Below are 22,277 nucleotides of genomic sequence, written 5' to 3'. Positions count from 1 at the left end.
GTGGCGCCCTATCCCGACAAGTTGAAGTTGCCGGTCGCGCCGTACACGGCGAGAGAGATGAGCAGGGTGACGGTGACGACCGCGACGAGCGACGCGCGCACCGCGTTGCCGACGGCCACGCCGACACCGACGGGTCCGCCGCCGGCGGTGAACCCGTAGTAGGTGTGGATGAGCATGACGGCGATCGCCATCACGATCGCTTGGACGAACGACCAGAGTATGTCGGTGGGTATGAGAAACGTCGTGAAGTAGTGGTCGTAGACGCCGGCCGACTGGCCGTAGATGACGACGGTCGCGAATCGGCTGGCGACGAACGATGCGATCACCGCGAGCGAGTACAGCGGGACGATGGCGATCATTCCCGCCAGGACCCGGGTGGAGACGAGGTACGGGATCGACGGGATGGCCATGGTCTCGAGTGCGTCGATCTCCTCGGACACACGCATCGCACCGAGTTGCGCCGTGGACCCTGCGCCGATGGTGGCGGCCAGGCCGATCCCGGCGATGGTGGGTGCCGCGATGCGGACGTTGATGAACGCCGCGAAGAACCCTGTGAGTGCTTCGACGCCGATGTTGCCGAGGGAACTGAACCCCTGCACCGCGATGATGCCGCCGGTGAACAGGGTGAGGAATCCGACGATGACGACGGTGCCGCCGATCACGGCGAGGGCACCCGTCCCCATGCTGATTTCGGCGACAAGCCGGAGGGTTTCCTTCGGGTACTGCCGGAGCGCGCGAGGGATCGTCGCGAGCGCTTTGCCGTAGAACAGGGCCTGCTCACCCAAACGGTCGATCGACGTCGAGGCGCGGGAGAACCGTCGCACGGCCCTCGGGAATCGCCCGGAGATCACTGCCATGGTGTGTCCTCCGCGTTTCTCATCCGGCCGTCAGCTTGATGCCGACGGCGGTGACGAGGAGGTTGACGACGAACAGGGCCATGAACGCGAAGACGACCGTCTGATTGACGGCGTCCCCGACGCTCTTGGGGCCACCTTTGACGTTGAGTCCGAGGTAGGAGGCGACGAGGCCTGCGATCATGCCGAACAATCCTGCCTTGACCTGGGAGATCATGAGTTCACCGAAGCCGGTGAGAAGCGTGATGCCGTTGATGAAGGCTCCGGGGTTCACGTCCTGGAGGAAGACGGAGAACACGAAGCCACCGAGGATGCCGATCGTGCAGACGAGCCCGTTGAGCAGCAGCGCGACGACGGTGGACGCGAGTACGCGCGGGACGACGAGCCGATGGATCGGGTTGATGCCGAGCACCCGCATCGCATCGATCTCCTCGCGGATGGTGCGGGCTGCAAGATCCGCACAGATCGCGGTGGCTCCGGCACCGGCCACGATCAGCACCGTGACCATCGGCCCGACCTGCGTGACGGCTCCGAGCGCGGCCCCGGCACCGCTGAGGTCCGCCGCACCGATCTCGCGGAGCAGGATGTTCAGGGTGAAGCTCACCAGGACGGTGAAGGGAATGGCCACGAGAACGGTCGGCACGAGAGACACCCGCGCGACGAACCACGCCTGGTCGACGAATTCACGTCTCTGGAAGGGCCTGGTGAACACCGCCCTTGCGGTGTCGCCGGTCATTGCGAAGAGGCCGCCGACGGCGCGCAGTGGAACCTCGAGGAGATCTACCACCGTCTCCCCTTTCGTTCGCCGGCCCGACCGAAATCCGACCGTGCGCAGAAATCTGCTGTGACCCGCGTCATAGTAACTAGAACGTGTTCACGTGTCAAAGAAACATCCTGTAGACAATTCATCCGTGTTTTCCGCGGCCGCACTCTCCGCGCCCCCACTCTCGTTAATACGGACATAAGGCGCATTGATCAGCCGTTTTTCCGTGGATTCGGCACTACTCTCCCGCTCGCCCCAACCGCGGAAGACGATTCAACACAGTTGAATATTGAAATTGAACGGAGATAAAACTAGAACAGGTGTCCTTTGCCGCCGACGCGCGGCGCACTGCCGACGCGGAACCGGCCGGTCGGCGTGATACGTACCCTTCGCCCAGGATACGTGTCACGCAGGGTTGCAGAGAGTTCCGGCTCGGGCGAGTCGGAAGCGTTCACAGTTTCAGTGCGTCGGACGCGGAGAACGTCGCAGCCGGATCGCGGTCCGCGAAGTAACCCCCCAGTTCGGCCGCGAGGGCGTCCGGTGTCCACTGCACGTCCGCGTCGAACCGTTGCTCCACGACCGGCGCGGCCATGAGTGCGACCATCGGCCCGTACACGATGAAGACCTGCCCACTGATGTGGTCTGCGGCGGGCGAGGCCAGGTAGGCAACCAGATTCGCCACATGGTCGGGCGAGAGTGGATCGACCTCACCGTCCGGCGGGGCGCCGAAGACCGATTCGGTCATCGCCGTGCGGGCGCGGGGGCAGATCGCGTTTGCTCGCACGCCGTAGCGCGCCAGCCCCCGCGCGGCCGACACCGTCAATGCCGTGATGCCGGCTTTCGCGGCACCGTAGTTCGCCTGCCCCTCCGGCCCGAGCAGCCCCGCCTCCGACGACGTGTTCACGATGCGCCCGTAGACGGGCCCGCCGGCCTCCTTGGACTTGCCCCGCCAGTACGCGGCGGCGTTGCGGCACAACAGGAAGTGGCCGCGCAGGTGAACCGCGACGACCGAGTCCCACTCGTCGTCGGACATGTTCGGCAGCATCCGGTCACGCGTGATGCCCGCATTGTTGACCACGATGTCCACTCCACCGAACTCCTTCTCGGCGGCGTGAACCATCGCATCGGCGGTCGCGCGCTCGGCGACGCTTCCCGGCACGAACGCCGCACCGGGTCCGATGGCGCGGATCTGCGCGAGAGTGTCCTCCACGGAGTCGTTGGCGACGAGATCGTTGACAACCACCGACGCGCCGGCGCGAGCCAACGCGATCGCTTCGGCCCGCCCGAGGCCCGCACCCGCGCCGGTGACCACGGCGACCTTGCCTTCGAGGGACACACCGCTGCCGACAGAACTCATCCACGCACTCCTTGCGATTCGGGCCGGCCGGACGGCCACACCCCGGTGGACGTCCCCGGCACCACATCGGGACAGTCCAGAGAATGTAGAACGTGTTCCTGTTTATGACAAGACGCGACGGGGTCCCAGTTCACCCTTCGGACAGGGCTGCCCTGGGGCACTGCGCAATTGCCTCACGCACGTTCGCCTCACTACCCTCGGGAACCGGGTGCTTCACGAGCAACTCGTCGTCGTCGTTGAGATCGAACACCTCGGGCGCCACCCCGACACACACGCCGTTCGCCTCGCAGCGGTCGAAGTCGACCTTGACATCCATGACCCGAACCCCGTTTCACTTTCGTACCGACCCGACCGCCTCAGGCTAGAACGCGTTCCATTTCTGTGCAATGATTCGCGCTAATCCCGCAGCGGCGAAGTGGAGCGTTCGTGGACATCAGCTATACCTCCGAGCAACAAGCGCTACGTGAGGAATTGCGACACTATTTCACCCATCTCATGACTCCGGAACGGCGTGAGGCCCTCGCCGCGACGACCGGCGAGTACGGGGCCGGCAACGTCTACCGCGAGATCGTGCAGCAGATGGGCAAGGACGGCTGGCTCACGCTGGGCTGGCCCGAGGAGTACGGCGGCCAGAACCGCTCCGCGATGGACCAGCTGATCTTCACCGACGAAGCCGCGATCGCAGGCGCACCGGTCCCGTTCCTCACCATCGATTCGGTGGCGCCGACGATCATGCATTACGGCACCGCGGAGCAGAAGGAGTATTTCCTCCCGCGCATCTCCGCGGGCGAACTGCACTTCTCCATCGGTTACTCCGAGCCCGAAGCCGGCACGGATCTCGCGTCGTTGCGCACCACGGCCGTGCGCGACGGCGACGAGTGGGTGATCAACGGTCAGAAGATGTGGACGAGCCTGATCGCGTACGCCGACTACGTGTGGCTTGCGGTGCGGACCGACCCGGATGCGAAGAAACACAAGGGCATCAGCGTTCTCATCGTGCCCACCGACGCGGAGGGGTTCTCGTATACCCCGGTCCACACCATGGCCGGTCCGGACACGAGCGCCACCTATTTCGAGAACGTCCGTGTCCCCGCGTCCGCTCTGGTGGGCGAGGAGAACGCCGGATGGTCCCTGATCACCAACCAGCTCAACCACGAGCGTGTCGCGCTCACGTCCGCCGGACCGGTGCTCACCGCGCTCGGCGAGGTGCGCCGCTGGGCGCAGCAGACGAGGCTGCCCGACGGACGCCGCGTCGTGGACCAGGAATGGGTGCAGGTGGGCCTGGCGCGGGTGCACGCCCGTGCGGAATACCTCCAGTTGATGAACTGGGATATCGCGTCGAGTTCCGGCAAGACGCCGCTCGGGCCCGGGCCGGCGTCGGCGAACAAGGTGTTCGGTACCGAATTCGCCACCGAGGCCTACCGTGTGCTCATGGAGATTCTGGGACCCGCGTCGACGATCCGTCAGAACTCTCCGGGCGCGCTGCTGCGCGGACGGATCGAACGTATGCACCGCAGTTCCCTCATTCTCACCTTCGGCGGAGGCACCAACGAGGTCCAGCGCGACATCATCGCGATGGCCGCCCTCGGCCAGCCTCCCGCCAAGCGCTAACGAAGGATCCTCCACCGTGGACTTCACCCTCACCGAGGCTCAACAGGACCTGTCGAGCCTGACCCGCAGCATCGTCACCGACATCGTCACCAACGACCATCTGCGCGTGCTCGACTCGCTCGACGACCGGATCGACCGGACCTTGTGGGACCTGCTCGCCTCCTCGGGAATCCTCGGCGCGGCATTGCCGGAGTCGGTGGGCGGCGACGGGTACGGGCCGCTCGAGCAGGCAAGCATCCTGCTCGAACTCGGCCGCGGCGTTGCCGCCGTCCCGTATCTGACGTCGATCGCGGTGTGTGCCTCCGTCATCGGTGAATTCGGTACGCCGCAACAGGTGTCGGAGTGGGGCAGGCCGGCTGCCGCCGGTGGGACGATCCTCACCGCCGCACTGTCCGAAGAACTCGACGACGACCCGGTGGCCCCCACCACCCGAGCACACGCCGTGGACGACGGGTACGTGCTCGACGGCACCAAGACGGTCGTCGACGCCGCACCGGTCGCCGACGGATTCCTGGTCCCGGCGTCGCTGGAGGACTCCGTCGTGGTCTTCCTCGTGCGGTCCGACGACCCGGGTGCCGGGGTCACCCGCCAGGCAACGACCGACCGCGGAAGCAGAGGCATCCTCACGCTGGACGGGGTGAGGCTCGACGCCGGCCGGGTGCTCGGCACGGACGGCGCAGCCGTGGCCGCCCGGCTGCGGGATCGGACCCTGCTCGGGTCGGCCGCCTACCAGTGCGGAGTGCTCGACCGCGCACTCGAACTCACCGCGCAGTACGCCCGCGAACGCATCCAGTTCGACAGGCCGATCGGCAGTTTCCAGGCTGTCGCGCAGCGACTCGCGGACGCCTACATCGACACCAAGGCGGTCCGCCTGACCTTGTGGCAGGCCGCCCACCGGATGGCCTCCGGCGAACCGCACGACGAGGAACTCCGCAGTGCCGCATTCTGGGCGGCGGATGCGGGACACCGCGTGGCACATACCGCGATCCACGTGCACGGCGGCGTCGGCCTCGACGAGGACCATCCCGTCCACCGATACTTCCTCGCCGCCAAACAGCACGAGTTCCTCCTCGGTTCGGCCACCGCACAACTGCGTGCGCTCGGCCGGGTACTCGCCGACACCCCCGCCTGACCGGACGACGAGGACTGCCATGACCGCCGATCCCACTGTGACCTCGCTGCTCACACGCCTGTCCGACATCGACGACCGCGGCATGGCCTTCGAGGACACCCGTATCTCGTGGCGGGAACACGTCCGCGCCTCGCACGACCGCGCGGCGTTGCTGCGCGACCTGCTCGACGAGAACGCTCCCCCGCACATCGGGGTGCTGATGGACAACGTGACCGAGTTCTCCCTGCTGCTCGGTGCCGCCGCACTGTCCGGATCAGTGGTCGCGGGCCTGAACACCACCCGTCGAGGCGAGGCGCTCGCCCGCGACATCGCGCTCACCGACTGCCGCGTGGTCTTCACCGAATCCGCTCACCTGCCACTGCTCGACGGTCTCGACCTTCCCGGCGTGCGGGTGATCGACGTCGACTCCGCCGACTGGCCGGAGATGCTCGCTCCGTTCGCAGGCTCGGCCCCGGTGGTCGCGCAGACGAAGCCCGACGACTTGTTCATGCTCATCTTCACTTCGGGGACGAGCGGAGATCCGAAAGCGGTGCGCTGCACCCACGGGAAGGTGACCGGCCCGGGACTCATGCTCGCGGAGCGGTTCGGCCTCGGGCCGGATGACGTGGTCTACCTGTCGATGCCGATGTTCCACTCCAACGCGATCATGGCCGGCTGGGGCGTGGCGCTGGCAGCCGAGAGCGGTGTGGCACTGCGGCGCCGGTTCTCGGCATCCGGGTTCGTCACCGATCTCCGGAAGTTCGGTGTCACCTACGCGAACTACGTCGGCAAACCCTTGTCGTACATCGTCGCGACACCGGAGCGCGCGGACGACGCCGACAATCGTCTGCGCATCATGTACGGCAACGAAGGCACGGCGCCCGCGGTCGCGGAGTTCACCCGGCGGTTCGGCGCCCGGGTCGTGGACGGCTTCGGTTCCACCGAGGGCGGCGTCTCCATCGCCGCCACCCCCGGTGCGCCGCCCGGGGCACTCGGAACGCTCCCCGACGGCATCGACATCCTCCATCCGGAAACCGGGAAGCCGTGTCCTCCCGCCGAATTCGACAGTGACGGCCGGATCGTCAACGCCGACGACGCCACCGGCGAGTTGGTCAACACTCGTGGAGCCGGAATGTTCAGCGGCTACTACAACAATCCCGAAGCCGACGCCGAACGTCTCCGCGACGGGAAGTACCACAGCGGAGACCTCGGTTACCGGGACGCGGACGGGTTCGTCTATTTCGCCGGCCGCAGTTCCGGTTGGCTCCGTGTCGACGGCGAGAACCTCGGCGCCGCGCCCATCGAGCGAGTCTTGATGCGATACCCGGGTTTCGCCCAGGTGTCCGTGTACGGAGTCCCCGACCGGCACGTGGGTGATCGCGTGATGGCGGCCGTCATACCCACTGTCGCCGAGGAATTCGACGCGAAGAGATTCGCCCTCTTTCTCACCGAGCAGACCGATCTCGGCCCCAAGCAGGTGCCCACACTCGTGCGCGTCTGCCGCGAGTTCCCCCGGACCGCGACGTTCAAGATCCTCACCCGATCGCTCGCTGCAGAACGATGGCACTGCGCCGATCCGGTCTGGGTCCGCGAGCGCGGCGACGCCGAATTCGTGCCCTTGTCGCCGGAAACGACACACCTCCTCGAACCTCTCACAACGACATCGGGACACCGATAACGTCTAGCCGAACGCCAGGAAGACCCGTGGGAGAAGCGAGGATCGATGGGATCGGTGCCCGGTACCGCAGCGCGCGCCCTCGGGAGTTTCTACGCGTTGTCGCTCGACGCATTCGTGAGTGCGTTCCGGGGCCCGTTCCAGTGGCGTGAGTTCCTCTCGCAGTTCTGGTTCATCGCGCGCGTGTCCCTCGTCCCGACCGTCCTCATGTCCATCCCGTTCACCGTCCTGGTGGTCTTCACCCTCAATTCGCTGCTGCTGGAGATCGGCGCGGGTGATCTCAGCGGTGCGGGCGCCGGCCTCGGCGCGATCACACAAATCGGTCCCCTGGTGACGGTTCTCGTCGTGGCCGGAGCAGGCGCCACAGCCATCGCAGCGGATCTCGGATCGCGCACCATCCGTGAGGAGATCGCTGCCCTCGAAGTCCTCGGTATCGATCCCGCGGCGCGCCTGGTGCTGCCGCGCGCGCTCGCGTCGACGGCCGTCGCGGTGACGCTCAACGGGGCGGTGTGCGCGATCGGGCTCACCGGCGGATTCTTGTTCTCGGTGACCTTCCAGAACATCGACCCGGGCGCCTACGCCGCGGGCGTCACCTTGCTCGTGGGGCCGGGAGAACTCCTGCTGTCGGAACTCAAGGCGGCCGTCTTCGGGCTGCTCGCAGGTCTCATCGCATGTCACCGCGGCCTGTCCGTCACCGGCGGACCGAAGAGTGTCGGCGAAGCGGTCAACGAGACCGTGGTGTTCGCGTTCGTCGCCCTGTTCCTCGCGAACATGCTGCTCACCTCGATCGGGATCGCGGTGATGGGTCGGTGAGCGTGCCACGGCCCACCGGCGGGCGGGTCGCGCACGCTGCGCGCCGGACCGGTCACGGTCTCGACCGCGCGGTCGACACCGTCGGCCGTCAGGTGGTCTTCTCGATCGGTGCACTCGCCTCGACCGGACGGGCCGCCCGCCACTATCCACGCGAAACACTGCGCGTGGTCTCCGAGATCGGGCTCGGGACCGGCATTCTCGCGATGATCGGTGGGAGCGTCGCGATCATGGGGTTCCTCACCCTGTTCGCCGGTGCGACGGTCGCGGTGCAGGGGTTCACGTCTCTGGGCAATATCGGGGTCGAAGCGCTCACCGGGTTCCTGTCCGCCTACGTCAACGTGCGGGTCGTCGCGCCCGTGACCGCCGGAGTGGGCCTGGCCGCGACCATCGGCGCGGGCACCACCGCACAACTCGGCGCGATGCGCATCAGTGAAGAGATCGACGCCCTCGAAGTCATGGCCATCCGCTCGGTGCCGTACCTGGTGGGTACCCGCATCCTGGCCGGCCTGATCGCGGTGATTCCGCTCTACGCGCTGTCCGTGCTCGCCGCGTTTCTGTCGAGCCGTATCGCCACCGTGGTCGTTCTCGGTCAGTCCCCGGGGGTGTACGACCACTATTTCTCCACGTTCCTGCGCCCGGCCGACGTGGCGTGGTCGTTCTTCCAGGCGGTCGCGATGGCACTCGTCGTCATGACCGTGCACAGCTACTACGGATTCACCGCGAGCGGTGGTCCTTCCGGTGTGGGTGTCGCAACGGGCCGCGCAGTGCGCATGTCCCTCATCGCCGTCGTGACGATCACCCTGCTCATTTCGCTGGTCCTCTACGGCAGCGCCCGCCAGCTGCATCTGGCCGGGTGAGAGCGGTGCGGGCAGGACGGATGCGGAGCACCGGGTTGCACAGACTGGCCACAGCGGGCTTCGTCGTCGTCGCCGCGGTAGTGCTGGTCGTGGTCGGACTCGCCTTCCGGGGAGCGTTCGCTTCGGGGGTGACCGTCACGGTGGATACCGGCCGGGCGGGGCTGATGCTCGAGCGCGGCGCGATGGTCAAGGCGCACGGTGTGCAGGTCGGCACCGTGACCGAAGTCCGGCACACTCCTGCCGGGGCCGAGGTAGTCATTCGCCTCGACCCCGCCGACGCGGCGCGCATCCCGTCCACCGCGGAGGCCGAGATCCTGGCGACGACAGTGTTCGGCGCCAAGTACGTCTCCCTCACCGGCACCGGATCGACCGGCACTCCCGGGTTGTCCGACGGCGCGGTGTTGCAGGCTTCGAGCGTGACGGTGGAGACGCAGACCGTGTTCGAGTCGCTGTCCGGGGTGCTGCAGGCCGTCGACCCCGCGAAGCTCAACCGGACCCTCGGCGCGTTGGCGTCCGCCCTGCGCGGCCGGGGCGAGACACTCGGCGCGGCTCTGTCGGACACCGATGCCGTGCTCTCGCGACTCGAGCCGCGCATCGAGGTGATTCGACGCGACCTCACCGCTGCCGAAGCCACCGCGGACATCTACACGCCGGTGACCGACGAGGTGACGGAGTCGCTCGGCAACCTGACGGTGACCGGAGCAACGATCGTCGAGCGCGTCGACGATCTCGACCGGTTGCTGCTCGCCACCATCGGGATGGGCGACGCCGGGCGGCGCGTCGTGGAACCGAACACCGAACAGATCATCGACGTGCTCGATCTCCTGCGCCCCACCGCGTCGCTGCTCGAGGAGTACTCCCCTGTTCTGCCGTGCTTCTTCCAGGGTGCCGACCGTGCCCGGCAACTCGCCGAACCGGCGTCCGGCGGCAACGGATCGTCGATGATGCTCAATTCGACGCTGCTGCTCGGTGTCGATCCGTACGAGTATCCGCGCAACCTTCCGGTGGTCGCCGCGACGGGCGGTCCGCGGTGCGGCGCACTGCCGATCGTCACCCTCGACGAAACACCTGCGCCTTACGTGGTCGCTCGCACCGGGGCCGATCCGTTCGAGAGACGGAACACCACACCGGTATTCGTACCGGACTCCCTGTTCGAACTGCTGGGCGGAGGAGTCGGATGACGCGTACCGCGATCGCGGCCGGCATCTACGCCCTCGTCATGACGCTGATCCTCGCCGGGTTGTTCGTCGTCTTCGGTCAGGTGCGCTTCGGCGACTACACCCGGTATCACGCTGTGTTCGAGGACGTGTCGGGACTCGAGCCGGGTCAGTTCGTCCGGGTGTCCGGCGTGGAAGTGGGACGGGTGGAGAAGGTCGAGTTCGCCGACGGAAACCGCATCGACGTCGTCTTCGAGGTCGACTCCGTCTACACGCCGACCCGGGCGACCGTCGCGACGGTCCGTTACCTCAACCTCGTCGGCGACCGTTATCTCGAATTGTCCGATGGTCCGGGAGAACTCGTCCCGATGAGTGCCGGCGAGACGATCGGTCCCGAACGGACCCGCCCGGCACTGGACCTGGACGTGCTCGTCGGCAGTTTCACACCGCTGTTCCGCGCGCTCGACCCGGACCAGGTCAACCGGCTGTCCGCAGATCTCATCTCCGTACTGCAGGGCCAGGGCGGAACGGTGGAGTCGGTGCTTGCCCATGCCGCGTCCCTGACGTCGGCCATCGCCGACCGGGATCTCCTGGTCGGGCAGGTGATCACGAACCTGAACGCGGTGCTGGCCACTCTCGCTGCGCACCGCGACACGTTCGACGCCGCACTCGTGCGCGCGCAGGAACTGCTGTCGGGACTTGCGCAGGATTCGGTGATGCTGGGCGAGTCGGTCACCCGTCTCGATGCGGCGAGCGAATCCGTCGCGGACCTGCTCGGCCGGACGCGCTCCCCGCTTGCCGGTACGCTCCGCGAAACCGAACTCGTGGCGGCACAACTGGAGTCCCGCAGCGACACCATCGACAGCCTGGCGACACGCCTGCCCGATGCGTACGCCGCGCTCACCAGACTCGGCGCCTACGGCGGGTTCTTCAACTACTACCTGTGCGGAATGCTCATCAAGGTCAGCGACCCTTCCGGCAACACCGTCACCTCGCCCCTGTTCGGTCAGACGACGGGCAGGTGCGCTCCGGCATGACACAGTTCCGCGACATGAATCCCACCCGCGTGGGTGTGATCGGCACGGTCGTGCTGATCGTTCTCGTGCTGTGCGCCCTGAACATCCGGTCACTGCCGCTGTTCGACTCCGGGTCCACCTATCGCGCGCGTTTCGTCGACGCCGGCGGTCTGAACCCCGGGGACGCCGTGCAGGTGTCGGGCAAGGACGCCGGCCGTGTGCTCGACATCGTCATCGACCACGACGCCGTCGCCGTCACATTCACCGTCGACCAGCGGGTCACACTCGGCACCGACACGACCGTCGACATCGCGACCGCCACCGCACTGGGCGCACGGCACCTGCGCGTACGTCCGGCAGGTCCGGGGAGACTCGAACCGGGCAGCACGATGGACCTCGACCGGACCACCGCCCCGTACCAGCTCACGGACGCCCTGGGTGATCTCGCCGATACCGCAGCCGAACTCGACGCCGAACAGCTCCGTACCTCGATGCGCGTGCTGTCCGACACCCTGCGCGAGACACCCGACGACGTCGGTGCCGCCGTGGACGGGGTGATGCGCCTGTCCGAGACGGTGGCGAGCCGCGACGCCTCGTTGCGCGAACTGCTCACGCACGCGGAGCAGGTCACCGCGGTGCTCGCCGAGCGCAGCGACGCTATCGACTCGCTCATCGTCGACGCCGACCTCGTGCTCGGCGAACTCGACCGCCGTCGCGCAGCACTCGACACGTTGTTCGCCAACGTCGACGCGTTGTCCGTGGAGATCTCGAACCTGGTCGCAGACAACGAGGCCCAGCTGACGCCCACACTGGCCAGGGTCAACGCGGTTCTTGCCGTCCTCGAACGCAACCGCGACAACATCGCGCTCGCCATCGACAGGCTCGGTCCGTACGCGACCGAACTCGGCGAGGCGGTCGCGTCGGGCCCGTTCTTCAACTCCTACATCCAGAATCTGCTGCCGATGCAGATCATCGAACCGGCCCTCACGCGGGCGCTCGACGATGCCGGTATCACCGTTCCGGGAGGTACTCCGTGAAGCGGAGCACAGGGTTCCTGACGTGGGTGGTGCCCCTGCTCGTCCTGGCGGTGATCGCCGTCGTGTCGTTCACCGTCGCGCCCTGGCGTGCGACGGACGAGTACTCGGCGGAGTTCACGACTGCACGTGGCCTGTACGTCGGCGACGATGTGCGCATCATGGGGGTCGAGGTCGGACGGATCACCGGGATCGAACCGCGCGGCGACCGGGTGCGGGTGACATTCACCGTCGACGCCGCCCACCGCATCCCGGCCGCCGCAGAGGCCGCGCTCATGGCGCCGACACTGGTCTCGGCCCGCTTCCTCCAGATCACTCCGCCCTACACCGGCGGACCCGAACTCGCTCCCGGCTCGAGCATCACGCTCGACCGCACAGCGGTACCCGTCGAATGGGACGAGATCACCGCCCAACTGGCACGCCTCACCACCGAACTCGGTCCGACCGACGACGATGCGCGGGGGCCGCTCGGTGAGGTGCTCGACGTCGCCGCCGACAATGCCGAGGGGCACGGCCCCGCGGTTCGCGATTCTCTGCGGGAACTATCGGCAGCGATGCGCACCGTCTCGGACGGCCGTAGCGACCTCTTCGGCACGCTGGGCAACCTGCAGGTATTCGTCGACGCGCTGTCGGCGAGCGGCGACCAGATCGTGTCCTTCCACGACCGGCTTGCTGCGGTGACCGATGTTCTGGACGCGAACCGCGACGAGATGGGCGCTGCGCTGGCCGGACTCGACACCGTGCTCGTCGATGTCGAACGGTTCGTCCGCACCAATCGGGAAGAGATCGACACGACCGTGGATCGCACCGCTGTGCTCGCCGAGACGCTCGCGGCACAGCGTGACGGTATCGCCCAGGTGCTGCACGTCGCGCCGACCGCATTGTCGAACCTGCAGAACATCTATCAGCCCGCGCACAACACCGTCGTGTCGGCGCTCGCACTGACCAACTTTGCGAACCCGGCCCAGTTCATCTGCTCGGCACTGGCCGCCGCGGAACAGGTGGACGCCCACACCGGTTCCGAACTGTGCGTGCAGTACCTGGGCCCGATCCTGCCGCTGCTCGCGATGGAGTATCCGCCGGTCCGGATCAATCCCACCCGGGGTGTGGGCGCGCTGCCCGACCAACTCGTCTATACCGAACCGGATCTCGTGCCGGGCGCCCCGTCGCCCACCGACCTGACCGAACTCCTCTCGCCGGGGTCGCCGTGACTACGCGCCCGGCGGTAGCGGCAGGCATCCTCGCGTGTGTTCTCGTGGTGACCGGATGCGACTGGCAGGGGCTCAACTCGCTCGACCTGCCCGGCACGCGCGGGCACGGGGCCGACGCCTTCGAGGTCACCCTCGAGATGCCGGATGTGACGACACTGGAACGTAATTCGCGCGTACGCGTGGGTGACGTGACGGTCGGTCGCGTGTCGGGGCTTCGGTTGAGCAACGGGCATGCCGAGGTGACGGTGATGCTGGACGGCTCCACCGTGCTGCCCGCCAACGCGAGTGCCGCAATCGGTCAGACGAGCCTGCTCGGCTCCGCACACGTCGAACTGTCACCGCCGGTGGGCGAACCCGCACGCGGCCGTCTCGTGGACGGCGACGTCATCCCTCTGGAACGGTCGGGTGCTTTTCCCACCACCGAGCAGACGCTTTCGTCGCTCTCCCTGGTCCTCAGCGGCGGCGGGCTCGCCCAGGCTCAGGAGATCTCCCTCGAGCTCAACCGCGCGCTGGACGGACGGCAAGAATCGACGCGTGCAGTGCTCGTCCGGCTCGACGCCGTACTGAGCGGACTCGATGCCCAGCGGAACGGGATCGTGAGCGCGATGGAGTCCATCGACGCACTGGCCGCGGAGGTTGCCGTGCACAACGACCGGATCGCCGCGGCCGCGGATCAACTCGCACCTGCGCTCGAGGTGCTGGCGGCTCAGCGCGCGGAACTGACCCGTGCCGCCGATTCCCTCGGGCAGTTCGGGCGGGGCGCCCCGGGGGGGGGGGGGGCGCGGGGCGACGACGTGGTGGCGAATCTGCGAGATCTCGAGCCGATCCTGTCGTCACTGGCCGCGTCCGGCGACTCACTGACCGAATCGCTGCGGTACCTGCTGACCTTCCCGTTCCCGATCGACACGTATCGCAACGCGGTTCGGGGCGACTACGCGAACGGCACCGTCATTCTCGATCTCACCCTGCCCACGCTCGAGAACGCGTTGCTGCTCGGCACTCCGTTCGAGGGTGCGCTCACCGGCGCTGCCGCTCCCCTCCCCGACCTGGTGTCGTTGCTCGTTCCCCCGACCGGGGAGGGCCCGCGATGAGTCCTACCGCAGCATTGCGAACCCGGCTGCTCGCATTCTTCGCGATCGGACTCGCTGCCGTCCTCGTCGTCGCCCTCTGGGTCGTGGAGGTGCCTCGCCTGGTCGGCATCGGCCGCTACGACGTCCGGCTGGAACTCACCGACGGAGCGGGTCTGTACCCGTCGGCCAACGTGACCTACCGCGGAGTCGAGATCGGGCGCGTGACCGCTGTGACGATGACGATCGGCGGTGCGGAAGCCGTGCTGTCCCTCGATTCGGGCGTCCCCGTCCCCGCGGACGCCGCGGTGCAGGTCCGGAGCATGTCGGCCATCGGCGAGCAGTACGTCGAGTTCCTGCCTGCCGGCGCCGGCGCGCCGTACCTGGGCGACGGTGACGTCGTCGGGTCCGACCGTGTGTCGGTGCCCGAGCCCATCGGGCGGGCACTGGACCAACTCGACAGCACCTTGCAGTCGGTCGGGACCGACCGTCTGTCCGTGCTGCTCGACGAAACCCACTCCGCTGTCGCCGATTCGGACGACGCGTTGCGGACGCTCATCGAGTCTGCGGCGGCAGTGAGCGGTGAGGCAGCCGCGAGCATCGACAGCACGGCGACCCTGCTGGATCAGGTCGGGCCGCTGCTCGAGACACAGGTGGCATCCTCGGACGCCATCACCCGATGGGCGTCGTCACTCGCCGGCACGACCGGGCAACTCCGTGACTCCGACACGGATATCCGCACCCTGCTCGGGGTCGGCGCGCCTGCCGCCGCGCAGGTGCAGGCATTGTTCGAGGACGCCGAACCCACCCTGCCCCTGCTCCTGGCGAACCTCATCACGGTCGAGCAGGTCGCGGCGGTGTATCAACCGTCGCTCGAGCAGATACTCGTGCTCTTCCCCTCGATCATGGCGTCGACACAGTCCGCCGGCCTGCCCAACGTCGACAACCCGGCGCAGAACACGTATTTCGTCAATTCGTACAACGATCCGCCGCCGTGTATCAGCGGGTTCCTGCCACCGGAGCAACGCCGGTCGCCCACCGAACTCGACGTTCCGGAAACCCCGCCGGATCTGTACTGCACGTTGCCGGCCGATTCGCCGGTCGCGGTGCGCGGGGCACGGAACATGCCGTGCATCGAGTACCCGGGACGACGGGCACCGACCGTGCAATTGTGTCGCGACGGTGGATACCCGGCCACCGGGCTGGAAGATCTGCTGACGCCGACGGGCTGAGCAGGAGCCGGGAGCGGCACTGCGCAAGAGCGCGGGCAGAACACGACCGCGGGCAGCCGGCGAACGAACGGTGGCCGCCGCGCCGGAGCGCAGCGGCCACGTGATCGTCCCGGTCAGGCGCTCGCGGCCTCGTTCAGCCGCTCGAGCGTGCCGGTCGCGTCAAGGTACTCCTGCACCCACCGCTCGATGACCGCGGAGGTCTTCTCGACCTTCGAGAACTGGCCGACGACCTGCCCGACGGGGTTGAACGCGACGTCGACGGAATCGTCCGGGTACTTGTGCGTCGCAGCGACGGCCATGCCCGAGACCATGTACTGCAGAGGCATTCCCAAGGGCTCCGGGGTGTCGTCCTGCTCCCACGCCTCGGTCCAGTCGTTGCGGAGCATCCGGCAGGGCTTGCCCGTGAACGAGCGGCTGCGCACGGTGTCGCGACTGGTGGCGTTGACGTAGGCCGCCTGCTGCACGGCGGTGTTCTCGGCCTCTTCGACCATCAGCCACTGGGAACCGGACCAGGTGCCCTGCGTGCCCAGCGCCAGGGCGGCCGCGATCTGCTGGCCGCTGCCGATACCGCCCGCTGCCAGGACAGGTACCGGCGCAACCTCTTTGACCACCTGTGGCCACAACACGATCGAGCCGACTTCGCCGCAGTGTCCGCCACCTTCTCCGCCCTGGGCGATGATGATGTCGACTCCGGCGTCGGCGTGCTTGCGCGCCTGATAGGGGGATCCGCACAGGGCGGCGACCTTGCGCCCGGATTCGTGGATGTGCGCGATCATGTCCGCCGGAGGCGTCCCGAGTGCGTTGGCGATGAGCGTGACCTTCGGATGCTGGAGCGCAACGTCGACCTGCGGGGTGGCCGTTGCCTCCGTCCAGCCGAGAAGCTGCAACGCGTTATCGTCTCCTTCGGGCAGCGGCACACCGTGGTCGGTGAGAATCTTGCGCCCGAAATCGAGGGTTTCCTGCGGCACCATCGACTGCAGCATCTTGGTGAGTTCTTCGGCCGAGAGGTCGGTGTCCATACCCTCGTACTTGTTCGGAATCACGATGTCCACGCCGTACGGACGGTCGCCGATGTGCTCATCGATCCAGTTCAGCTCCACTTCGAGCTGCTCGGGGGTGAACCCGACGGCGCCGAGGACACCGAACCCGCCCGCCTTCGACACGGCGACGACAACGTCACGGCAGTGGGTGAAGGCGAAGATGGGGAACTCGATGCCGAGTTCGTCGCAAAGGGGCGTGTGCATTCGGCACTCCTCGGGAGACAGTGGAAGACTGGAACAGGTTCCACTTTAGAGTGCGCGCGGCGGATTGAACATGCCCAGCGGCGTCTCGCCCGAACTCAGATGATCCCGCGCTCGCGGAGCGCGTCCTGCTCGGCCTCGGCGAGTCCGAGGATGTCGCCGTAGACGGCGGCATTGTCGTAACCGGCGATCGGTGCGCCCGCCATGCGAACCGATCCGGGTGTGCCGGCGAGGACCGGCACGACACCAGGCCCGAGCACGTCGCGGCCCGTGCGCTCGTCGTGGTGCGGCACAAGCATTCCGCGGGCCTGGAACTGCGGATCGCGCACCACTTCCGCGACCGTGTTGACCGGACCGGCGACGACGCCCGCCGCAGACAGGTGTGCGAGCAGGTCGTCGAGCGTCCAGGTCGCCGCCCATCGCCCGATCAGTGCGTCGAGTTCGTCCTGGTTGGTGCCGCGGGAAAGGTGGTCGGCGAAACGCGGGTCGTCTGCGAGTTCCGGGGAGTCCATCGCAGCGCACAGCCTCCGGAAGACGGTGTCCTGGTTGGCGGCGATGACGATCCACATGTCGTCGGCTGTCCGGTAGAGATTCGACGGGGCGATCCCCTCGAGGCGGGTGCCGGACGGGCCCCGTACCACGCCGGCGGCGTCGTAGTCGGGCACCACGGATTCCTGGACCGCGAAGCACGCTTCCGTCAATGCGACGTCCACGATCTGTCCACGTCCCGTGCGTTCACGGCTGAGCAGCGCGGCGAGCACCCCCTGGACGGCGAACATGCCACCGAGGGTGTCGCCGAGGGACAGCGCGAGTCGCGGCGGGGCCTGCCCGGGATAGCCGTTGAGGTGCCGCAGACCGCTCTCGGCCTCGGCGACCGACGCGTAACCCGCGTGCCCGGCCTTGGGACCGGTCTGCCCGTACCCGGACACGCGGGCCAGGACGAGGCCCGGATTGATCTCGGACAGCACGTCGTACCCGAGTCCCCACTTCTCGAGGGTGCCCGGCCGGAAGTTCTCGACGATGACGTCCGATTCGGCGACCAGGCGCCGGAACAGTTCCTGACCGTCTGGAGCGCGCAGATCGAGAGTGATGCAGCGCTTGTTGCGGGCGTGCACCGTCCAGAAGAATCGGTGCCCGTCCCGCTCGCCCTGTCCCCATGTACGCAGCGGGTCGGGACGAGCGGGATCCTCGATCTTGATGACGTCTGCGCCCATGTCGCCGAGCAGGCGTCCGGCGAACGGACCCGCGATCAGGGTGCCCAGTTCGAGCACCCTGATGTCCGCGAGCGCACCGGTGCCTGCCGTCGTCTGCGCCGAATCACCCTGCGTACCTGCGTTACCGGATTGCACTGTGTTGCCTGTTCCTTCGGTCAGTAACCGAGGTGAACCGTCTTCTCCTCGGTGAACGCTTCGAGGCCGCTGCGGCCCAGTTCGCGGCCGATACCGCTGGCGTCGCGCCCGCCCCAGGGTAGCGCCGGGTCGGGCACTCCCCAGCCGTTGACCCACACCGTTCCGACCCGCAACTGCGGGATGACGCTGTGCACCGTGGAGAGGTTCTGGCTGAAGATGAAGGCGTTGAGGCCGTACTTGGTGGTGTTCGCGAGCCGGACCGCCTCGTCGGTGGTCTTGAACGTGATGACCGTGGCAACCGGGCCGAAGATCTCGTCCTGCGCGATGGTGAGGTCGTTCGTGCCGCGGAACACGGTGGGTTCGACGAAGAAACCGCGGTCGCCGATGCGGGATCCTCCGGTGACGAGCTGGGCGCCCTCACTGCGCCCCTTCTCGATGTAGCCGAGGATGCGATCGAGTTGCTTGCGATTGACGATCGTGCCCTGGGTGCTGGCCGGGTCGAAGGGGTCGCCGACGACCGCGTTGCGGGCGAACTCGACGAGCCCTTCCACCACCTGGTCGGCCATCGACTCGTGCACGATCACCCTCGTACCCGCCGCGCACACCTGGCCCTGGTGGTAGAAGTTGCCCATCGCGATCCACGGCAGCGACGCGTCGAGATCGGCGTCCGGGAAGATCAACTGCGGGGCCTTACCACCCAGCTCGAGGGTGACCTTCCGGAACTTCTCGCCCGCAAGCGAGGTGATGGTCTTTCCGACCGCGGGGCTCCCCGTGAAGGTGATCTTGTCGATGCCGGTGTGCGCGGCGAGCGCAGCACCGGCCTCGGGACCGAGCCCGGGAACGACGTTGAACGCACCGTCGGGCACACCGGCTTCGGCGAGCAGGTCGGCCAGCCTGAGCGTCGCCAGCGATGCGTCCTCCGCGGGTTTGACCACCACCGAGCATCCGGCTGCGAGCGCGGGTGCGATCTTCCACGCCGCAACCACGGTCGGGTTGTTCCACGGTGTGATCGCACCGACCACGCCGAGAGGCTGCCGCAGCGTGAATCCGAATCGGTGCTGGGGGCCGACATCCGGAAGGATCATCGCCTCGCCGGCAATCTTGTCGGCCCAGCCGGCGTAATGACGGAACGACGCGGCGGCAGCGGGAATGTCACCGGCCACGGTGTCGGCGTAGAGCTTTCCCATCTCCGCTGTCTCGAGCGCGGACAACTCGGGCGCGTGCTGTTCGAGGAGATCCGCCACGTGCGTGAGGATTCGCCCACGCTCGGCGCCGGGCATGCGCGACCACACTCCGGACTCGAAGGTGTCGCGGGCCGCGTCGACGGCGGCGTCGATGTCTGCGGCGCCGCCCGCTGCCACTTCGGCGACGACTTCTTCGGTCGCCGGATTGATCGACGAGAAGTGTGCACCGGACTGCGCCGGGACGGTCCGCCCTCCGATACGCAGGCCGGAGTCGGGAATTGTGACGGGGGCGGGGACGGGGGTGGAGAGGTCGGTCATCGGGACTCCTCAGGAAGAAGGCGGGGTGAAGCGACGGATGAGCCCGGACCACGACGCGTCGTAGTCCGTCTGACGGTGCGCACAGCGGTAGGCGGCGTCGGTCACGGTGAGCGCCGATCGCGTCTCGAACATGAACGAGAGGGTGTTCTCGAGCTTGACCGGTACCAGGTCGGCCGCGGTGGCAAGGTCGAACGTCTCCGCATCGGGACCGTGCGCGCCCCACTGGTTGTGGAGGGACGCACCGCCGGGTACGAACCCCTCGGCCTTCGAATCGTGGCGCCCGCGTACGAGTCCCATGAACTCGGTCATGACGTTGCGGTGGAAATGCGGTGGCCGGAAGGTGCGCTCGGCAACCACCCACCGGTCGGGGAAGACACAGAAATCGACGTTCGCCTGGCCCGGTATCGGCGTCGGGGAGGTGAGCACGGTGAAGATCGACGGGTCGGGATGGTCCCACCCCGCGGTGGTCATCGCGTTGAACCTGCCGAGGTCGTACTTGTAGGCACCGTGCGTGCCGTGCCAGGCGACCACGTCGAGTGGGGAATGATCCAGCTCGGTCGCCCAGAGCTGTCCACCGAACTTGTTCACCAGTTCGACAGGTCCGTTCCGGTCCTCGTACCAGGCGGTGGGATAGAGGAAGTCGCGTGCGTGTGCGAGACCGTTCGCCCCGATGGGGCCGAGTTCGGGCAGCGCATAGGCAGACCCGTAATTCTCACAGACGTAGCCCGACGCCCGTTCCCCCAGCAGCTCGACGCGGAAGCGCACGCCACGGCCGATCACCGCGATCTCGCCCGGACCGACCGCGAGGCGCCCGAACTCGGTGCAGAGCAGCAGTTCCCCGTCCTGGGGGACGAACAGCAGTTCCCCGTCGGAGTCGACGAAGTACCGGTCGGTCATCGACGACGACATGGAATAGAGGTGTACGGCTATGCCGGTGCGGGCGTGGACGTCGCCGTTGACGGCGTAGGTGATGATCCCGTCCACGAAATCCGTCCCGGGTGCCGGTGGAGGCAGCGGATCCCACCGAATCCGGTTGGGGGTGAGCACGCCTCCGGACACCGGCGCCGACACCCAGCCACGGCTGTCCACGCGCTCGAACGGCCCGTGCGCGGCAGACGGCATGATCCGGTAGGTCCATGTTCTGCGGTTGTGTTCGCGTGGTTCGGTGAACGCGGTCGCCGAGTGCTGCTCCGCGTACAAACCGTACGGCGCACGCTGGGGGGAATTCTGCCCCCACGGCAGCGCACCCTCGACGGCCTCGCTGTGATGCTCGTTGCCGAATCCCCGCAGATAGGAAAGACCCGGCGGATCGTCGACCTCCACGCGACCGTCGCTGCCTCCGCTCACGTGAGCGCGACCATCTCGTGCAGTGTGGTCCCCGTACGGACGTACTCCTCGCCATCGACCGTGACCGTCATCGTGAAATCCGACCGGAATCGGAAGTACCCCGGGCGGCCGATGAGTCGATTGACGATCGGCTTCACCAGCGCGCTCGAGGCGAGCGGTACGTCTTCGAGAAGATTGTGGGCGTGCACGATGTCGCGGACGGTGAGCGTCAGATCGAGCGAGCCCGGAACACGGATCCGCAGCCACGACGGATAGGTGCGGTCGGCGACCGGGTCGAAGACCGCGGGGCCCTCGGTCATCTCGACCTCGCCGTTGCTGAGCACGATCCGGTCGTCCCGGGCGATCATCACCGGCTGCGACCAGTGGGCACCGTATTTCTTCTGGGTGTGCACCATCGCGTACACGAGGGAGAAGTCGTCGGTGTACAGCCGGCCCCAGTACCACTTGTCGATGACACGCTTCATGTCACCGACACCCCAGTTGTGGTCGTGGTAGCCGCGACCGGTGACCTCGGTGGTGACGCCGTCGACCGTCACGGTGCCGACGACAGAGGCCCGAGGCGCGCCCACGACCCAGGCGAAGAACTCGCGGTCGTTGTAACTCGTCCGGCCCCTGCCCGGCATCCACGGCGGAATCAGGGCGGTGAACGTCAGATCGAATCCGAGGCCGCCCTCGGAGACGGCGACACGGTAGATCGGCTTGCCCTCGTCCTCTCCGACGAGACGTGCCGTGTTGTGCGCGACCCGCACGTCGCAGCGTTCCTCCGACACCGTGAGGTCCGAGTCACGGTACTGCCGGATCTCCTCCCTGCGCTGCCCGTCGGGCGAGTAGATGTGGATCTCCACTCCGGGTCTGCGGTGCACCAGTTCCCGCGTCTGCACCATCGCGACGACGATCCGGCCGTCGTCGAGATGCGCGTCGAAATACCAGTGTTCGAAGGCGTGTTTCTCGCTGGAAGGATGAGCGGCATTGTCTTTCGGTCCGACGACGGTGATCTCGCCGTCACGGCGTCCCGGTCCGTTCCAGGCTTCGACGATCTGTAGAGCGGGCATGGGTTGTCTCCAAGAGTTCGGGTGTCGG

Annotated in this window: 20 protein-coding genes; 11 read left to right on the top strand and 9 right to left on the bottom strand. The window is 67.4% G+C overall.

The genetic code is table 11. The annotated features are described in order from the left end of the window. Positions 1 to 8: 8 nt before the first annotated feature. The 4 genes from TVH25_RS03630 to TVH25_RS03615 form a co-directional block, all read right to left on the bottom strand. On the bottom strand, positions 9 to 857 hold the full coding sequence (locus tag TVH25_RS03630) for an MlaE family ABC transporter permease (protein WP_422423379.1): 849 nt from the start codon (positions 855 to 857) through the stop codon (positions 9 to 11). 19 nt (positions 858 to 876) lie between these two features. After that, the gene (locus tag TVH25_RS03625; RefSeq protein ID WP_169621365.1) at positions 877 to 1,641 is read right to left on the bottom strand and encodes an MlaE family ABC transporter permease; all 765 of its coding nucleotides are present in this window, start codon (positions 1,639 to 1,641) and stop codon (positions 877 to 879) included. A 427-nt stretch (positions 1,642 to 2,068) separates the two neighbouring features. Next, positions 2,069 to 2,974, bottom strand: coding sequence for a 3-oxoacyl-ACP reductase (locus TVH25_RS03620; protein ID WP_169651997.1), 906 nt, complete (start codon positions 2,972 to 2,974; stop codon positions 2,069 to 2,071). 130 nt (positions 2,975 to 3,104) lie between these two features. Further along, the gene (locus TVH25_RS03615) at positions 3,105 to 3,290 is read right to left on the bottom strand and encodes a ferredoxin (RefSeq protein ID WP_169621367.1); all 186 of its coding nucleotides are present in this window, start codon (positions 3,288 to 3,290) and stop codon (positions 3,105 to 3,107) included. A 110-nt stretch (positions 3,291 to 3,400) separates the two neighbouring features. Here TVH25_RS03615 and TVH25_RS03610 point away from each other — a divergent pair, with 110 nt between their 5' ends. From TVH25_RS03610 to TVH25_RS03560, 11 genes are read left to right on the top strand one after another with little or no spacing between them, the layout of a single operon-like run. Then, positions 3,401 to 4,585 (top strand): acyl-CoA dehydrogenase family protein, encoded by a 1,185-nt coding sequence (locus TVH25_RS03610; RefSeq protein ID WP_169621368.1) that lies wholly within the window; start codon positions 3,401 to 3,403, stop codon positions 4,583 to 4,585. 16 nt (positions 4,586 to 4,601) lie between these two features. Continuing rightward, the gene (locus tag TVH25_RS03605) at positions 4,602 to 5,717 is read left to right on the top strand and encodes an acyl-CoA dehydrogenase family protein (RefSeq protein WP_422423378.1); all 1,116 of its coding nucleotides are present in this window, start codon (positions 4,602 to 4,604) and stop codon (positions 5,715 to 5,717) included. 19 nt (positions 5,718 to 5,736) lie between these two features. Continuing rightward, on the top strand, positions 5,737 to 7,374 hold the full coding sequence (locus TVH25_RS03600) for a long-chain-fatty-acid--CoA ligase (RefSeq protein ID WP_422423377.1): 1,638 nt from the start codon (positions 5,737 to 5,739) through the stop codon (positions 7,372 to 7,374). 45 nt (positions 7,375 to 7,419) lie between these two features. Continuing rightward, a complete protein-coding gene (locus tag TVH25_RS03595; protein WP_169621371.1) occupies positions 7,420 to 8,184 on the top strand; it encodes an MlaE family ABC transporter permease in 765 nt (254 codons plus the stop codon). A gap of 2 nt (positions 8,185 to 8,186) precedes the next feature. Beyond that, positions 8,187 to 9,041 carry an MlaE family ABC transporter permease gene (locus TVH25_RS03590; RefSeq protein ID WP_378528473.1) on the top strand — a complete coding sequence of 285 codons (855 nt, stop codon included), beginning with the start codon at positions 8,187 to 8,189 and terminating at the stop codon, positions 9,039 to 9,041. Between the two features lie 20 nt (positions 9,042 to 9,061). Then, complete coding sequence (locus TVH25_RS03585) at positions 9,062 to 10,222, top strand: MCE family protein (RefSeq protein WP_422423376.1); 1,161 nt, start codon at positions 9,062 to 9,064, stop codon at positions 10,220 to 10,222. Next, on the top strand, positions 10,219 to 11,235 hold the full coding sequence (locus TVH25_RS03580; RefSeq protein ID WP_422423375.1) for an MCE family protein: 1,017 nt from the start codon (positions 10,219 to 10,221) through the stop codon (positions 11,233 to 11,235). The genes TVH25_RS03585 and TVH25_RS03580 overlap by 4 nt, the downstream gene beginning before the upstream one ends. Then, positions 11,232 to 12,251, top strand: a complete 1,020-nt coding sequence (locus TVH25_RS03575) for an MCE family protein (RefSeq protein WP_422423374.1) — start codon at positions 11,232 to 11,234, stop codon at positions 12,249 to 12,251. Before TVH25_RS03580 ends, TVH25_RS03575 begins: the two co-directional genes overlap by 4 nt. Then, on the top strand, positions 12,248 to 13,459 hold the full coding sequence (locus TVH25_RS03570; RefSeq protein WP_422423372.1) for an MCE family protein: 1,212 nt from the start codon (positions 12,248 to 12,250) through the stop codon (positions 13,457 to 13,459). Before TVH25_RS03575 ends, TVH25_RS03570 begins: the two co-directional genes overlap by 4 nt. Then, positions 13,456 to 14,550, top strand: a complete 1,095-nt coding sequence (locus tag TVH25_RS03565; protein WP_422423371.1) for an MCE family protein — start codon at positions 13,456 to 13,458, stop codon at positions 14,548 to 14,550. Before TVH25_RS03570 ends, TVH25_RS03565 begins: the two co-directional genes overlap by 4 nt. After that, a complete protein-coding gene (locus TVH25_RS03560; RefSeq protein ID WP_296549120.1) occupies positions 14,547 to 15,758 on the top strand; it encodes an MCE family protein in 1,212 nt (403 codons plus the stop codon). The genes TVH25_RS03565 and TVH25_RS03560 overlap by 4 nt, the downstream gene beginning before the upstream one ends. 113 nt (positions 15,759 to 15,871) lie before the next feature. On the opposite strand, the gene TVH25_RS03555 is transcribed toward TVH25_RS03560, so the two are convergent. The 5 genes from TVH25_RS03555 to TVH25_RS03535 form a co-directional block, all read right to left on the bottom strand. After that, on the bottom strand, positions 15,872 to 17,002 hold the full coding sequence (locus TVH25_RS03555) for a nitronate monooxygenase (protein ID WP_169652004.1): 1,131 nt from the start codon (positions 17,000 to 17,002) through the stop codon (positions 15,872 to 15,874). 95 nt (positions 17,003 to 17,097) lie between these two features. Continuing rightward, positions 17,098 to 18,348, bottom strand: a complete 1,251-nt coding sequence (locus TVH25_RS03550) for a CaiB/BaiF CoA transferase family protein (RefSeq protein WP_169652005.1) — start codon at positions 18,346 to 18,348, stop codon at positions 17,098 to 17,100. A gap of 20 nt (positions 18,349 to 18,368) precedes the next feature. Next, positions 18,369 to 19,850, bottom strand: coding sequence for an aldehyde dehydrogenase family protein (locus TVH25_RS03545; RefSeq protein ID WP_422423370.1), 1,482 nt, complete (start codon positions 19,848 to 19,850; stop codon positions 18,369 to 18,371). A 9-nt stretch (positions 19,851 to 19,859) separates the two neighbouring features. Continuing rightward, entirely contained in the window at positions 19,860 to 21,197 is a 1,338-nt protein-coding gene (gene hmgA, locus TVH25_RS03540) for a homogentisate 1,2-dioxygenase (RefSeq protein ID WP_367113024.1), read from the bottom strand. Continuing rightward, positions 21,194 to 22,249, bottom strand: a complete 1,056-nt coding sequence (locus tag TVH25_RS03535; RefSeq protein ID WP_422423369.1) for a lipocalin-like domain-containing protein — start codon at positions 22,247 to 22,249, stop codon at positions 21,194 to 21,196. The genes hmgA and TVH25_RS03535 overlap by 4 nt, the downstream gene beginning before the upstream one ends. Between the last annotated feature and the right edge of the window lie 28 nt (positions 22,250 to 22,277).

The sequence above is a fragment of the Rhodococcus sp. 7Tela_A2 genome (assembly GCF_049311045.1).
In the GTDB taxonomy this organism is placed as follows: Bacteria; Actinomycetota; Actinomycetes; order Mycobacteriales; family Mycobacteriaceae; genus Rhodococcus.
Note: the sequence above shows the minus strand (reverse complement) of the source record. Positions and strands in the feature narration are given on the sequence as shown.

Coding starts and splice junctions, on each gene's coding strand:
- TVH25_RS03560 (WP_296549120.1), top strand. CDS start 14,547: ATGAGTCCTACCGCAGCATTGCGAACCCGGCTGCTCGCATTCTTCGCG.
- TVH25_RS03600 (WP_422423377.1), top strand. CDS start 5,737: ATGACCGCCGATCCCACTGTGACCTCGCTGCTCACACGCCTGTCCGAC.
- TVH25_RS03555 (WP_169652004.1), bottom strand. CDS start 17,002: ATGCACACGCCCCTTTGCGACGAACTCGGCATCGAGTTCCCCATCTTC.
- TVH25_RS03585 (WP_422423376.1), top strand. CDS start 9,062: ATGCGGAGCACCGGGTTGCACAGACTGGCCACAGCGGGCTTCGTCGTC.
- TVH25_RS03630 (WP_422423379.1), bottom strand. CDS start 857: ATGGCAGTGATCTCCGGGCGATTCCCGAGGGCCGTGCGACGGTTCTCC.
- TVH25_RS03615 (WP_169621367.1), bottom strand. CDS start 3,290: ATGGATGTCAAGGTCGACTTCGACCGCTGCGAGGCGAACGGCGTGTGT.
- TVH25_RS03545 (WP_422423370.1), bottom strand. CDS start 19,850: ATGACCGACCTCTCCACCCCCGTCCCCGCCCCCGTCACAATTCCCGAC.
- TVH25_RS03580 (WP_422423375.1), top strand. CDS start 10,219: ATGACGCGTACCGCGATCGCGGCCGGCATCTACGCCCTCGTCATGACG.
- TVH25_RS03620 (WP_169651997.1), bottom strand. CDS start 2,974: ATGAGTTCTGTCGGCAGCGGTGTGTCCCTCGAAGGCAAGGTCGCCGTG.
- TVH25_RS03575 (WP_422423374.1), top strand. CDS start 11,232: ATGACACAGTTCCGCGACATGAATCCCACCCGCGTGGGTGTGATCGGC.
- TVH25_RS03535 (WP_422423369.1), bottom strand. CDS start 22,249: ATGCCCGCTCTACAGATCGTCGAAGCCTGGAACGGACCGGGACGCCGT.
- TVH25_RS03595 (WP_169621371.1), top strand. CDS start 7,420: ATGGGATCGGTGCCCGGTACCGCAGCGCGCGCCCTCGGGAGTTTCTAC.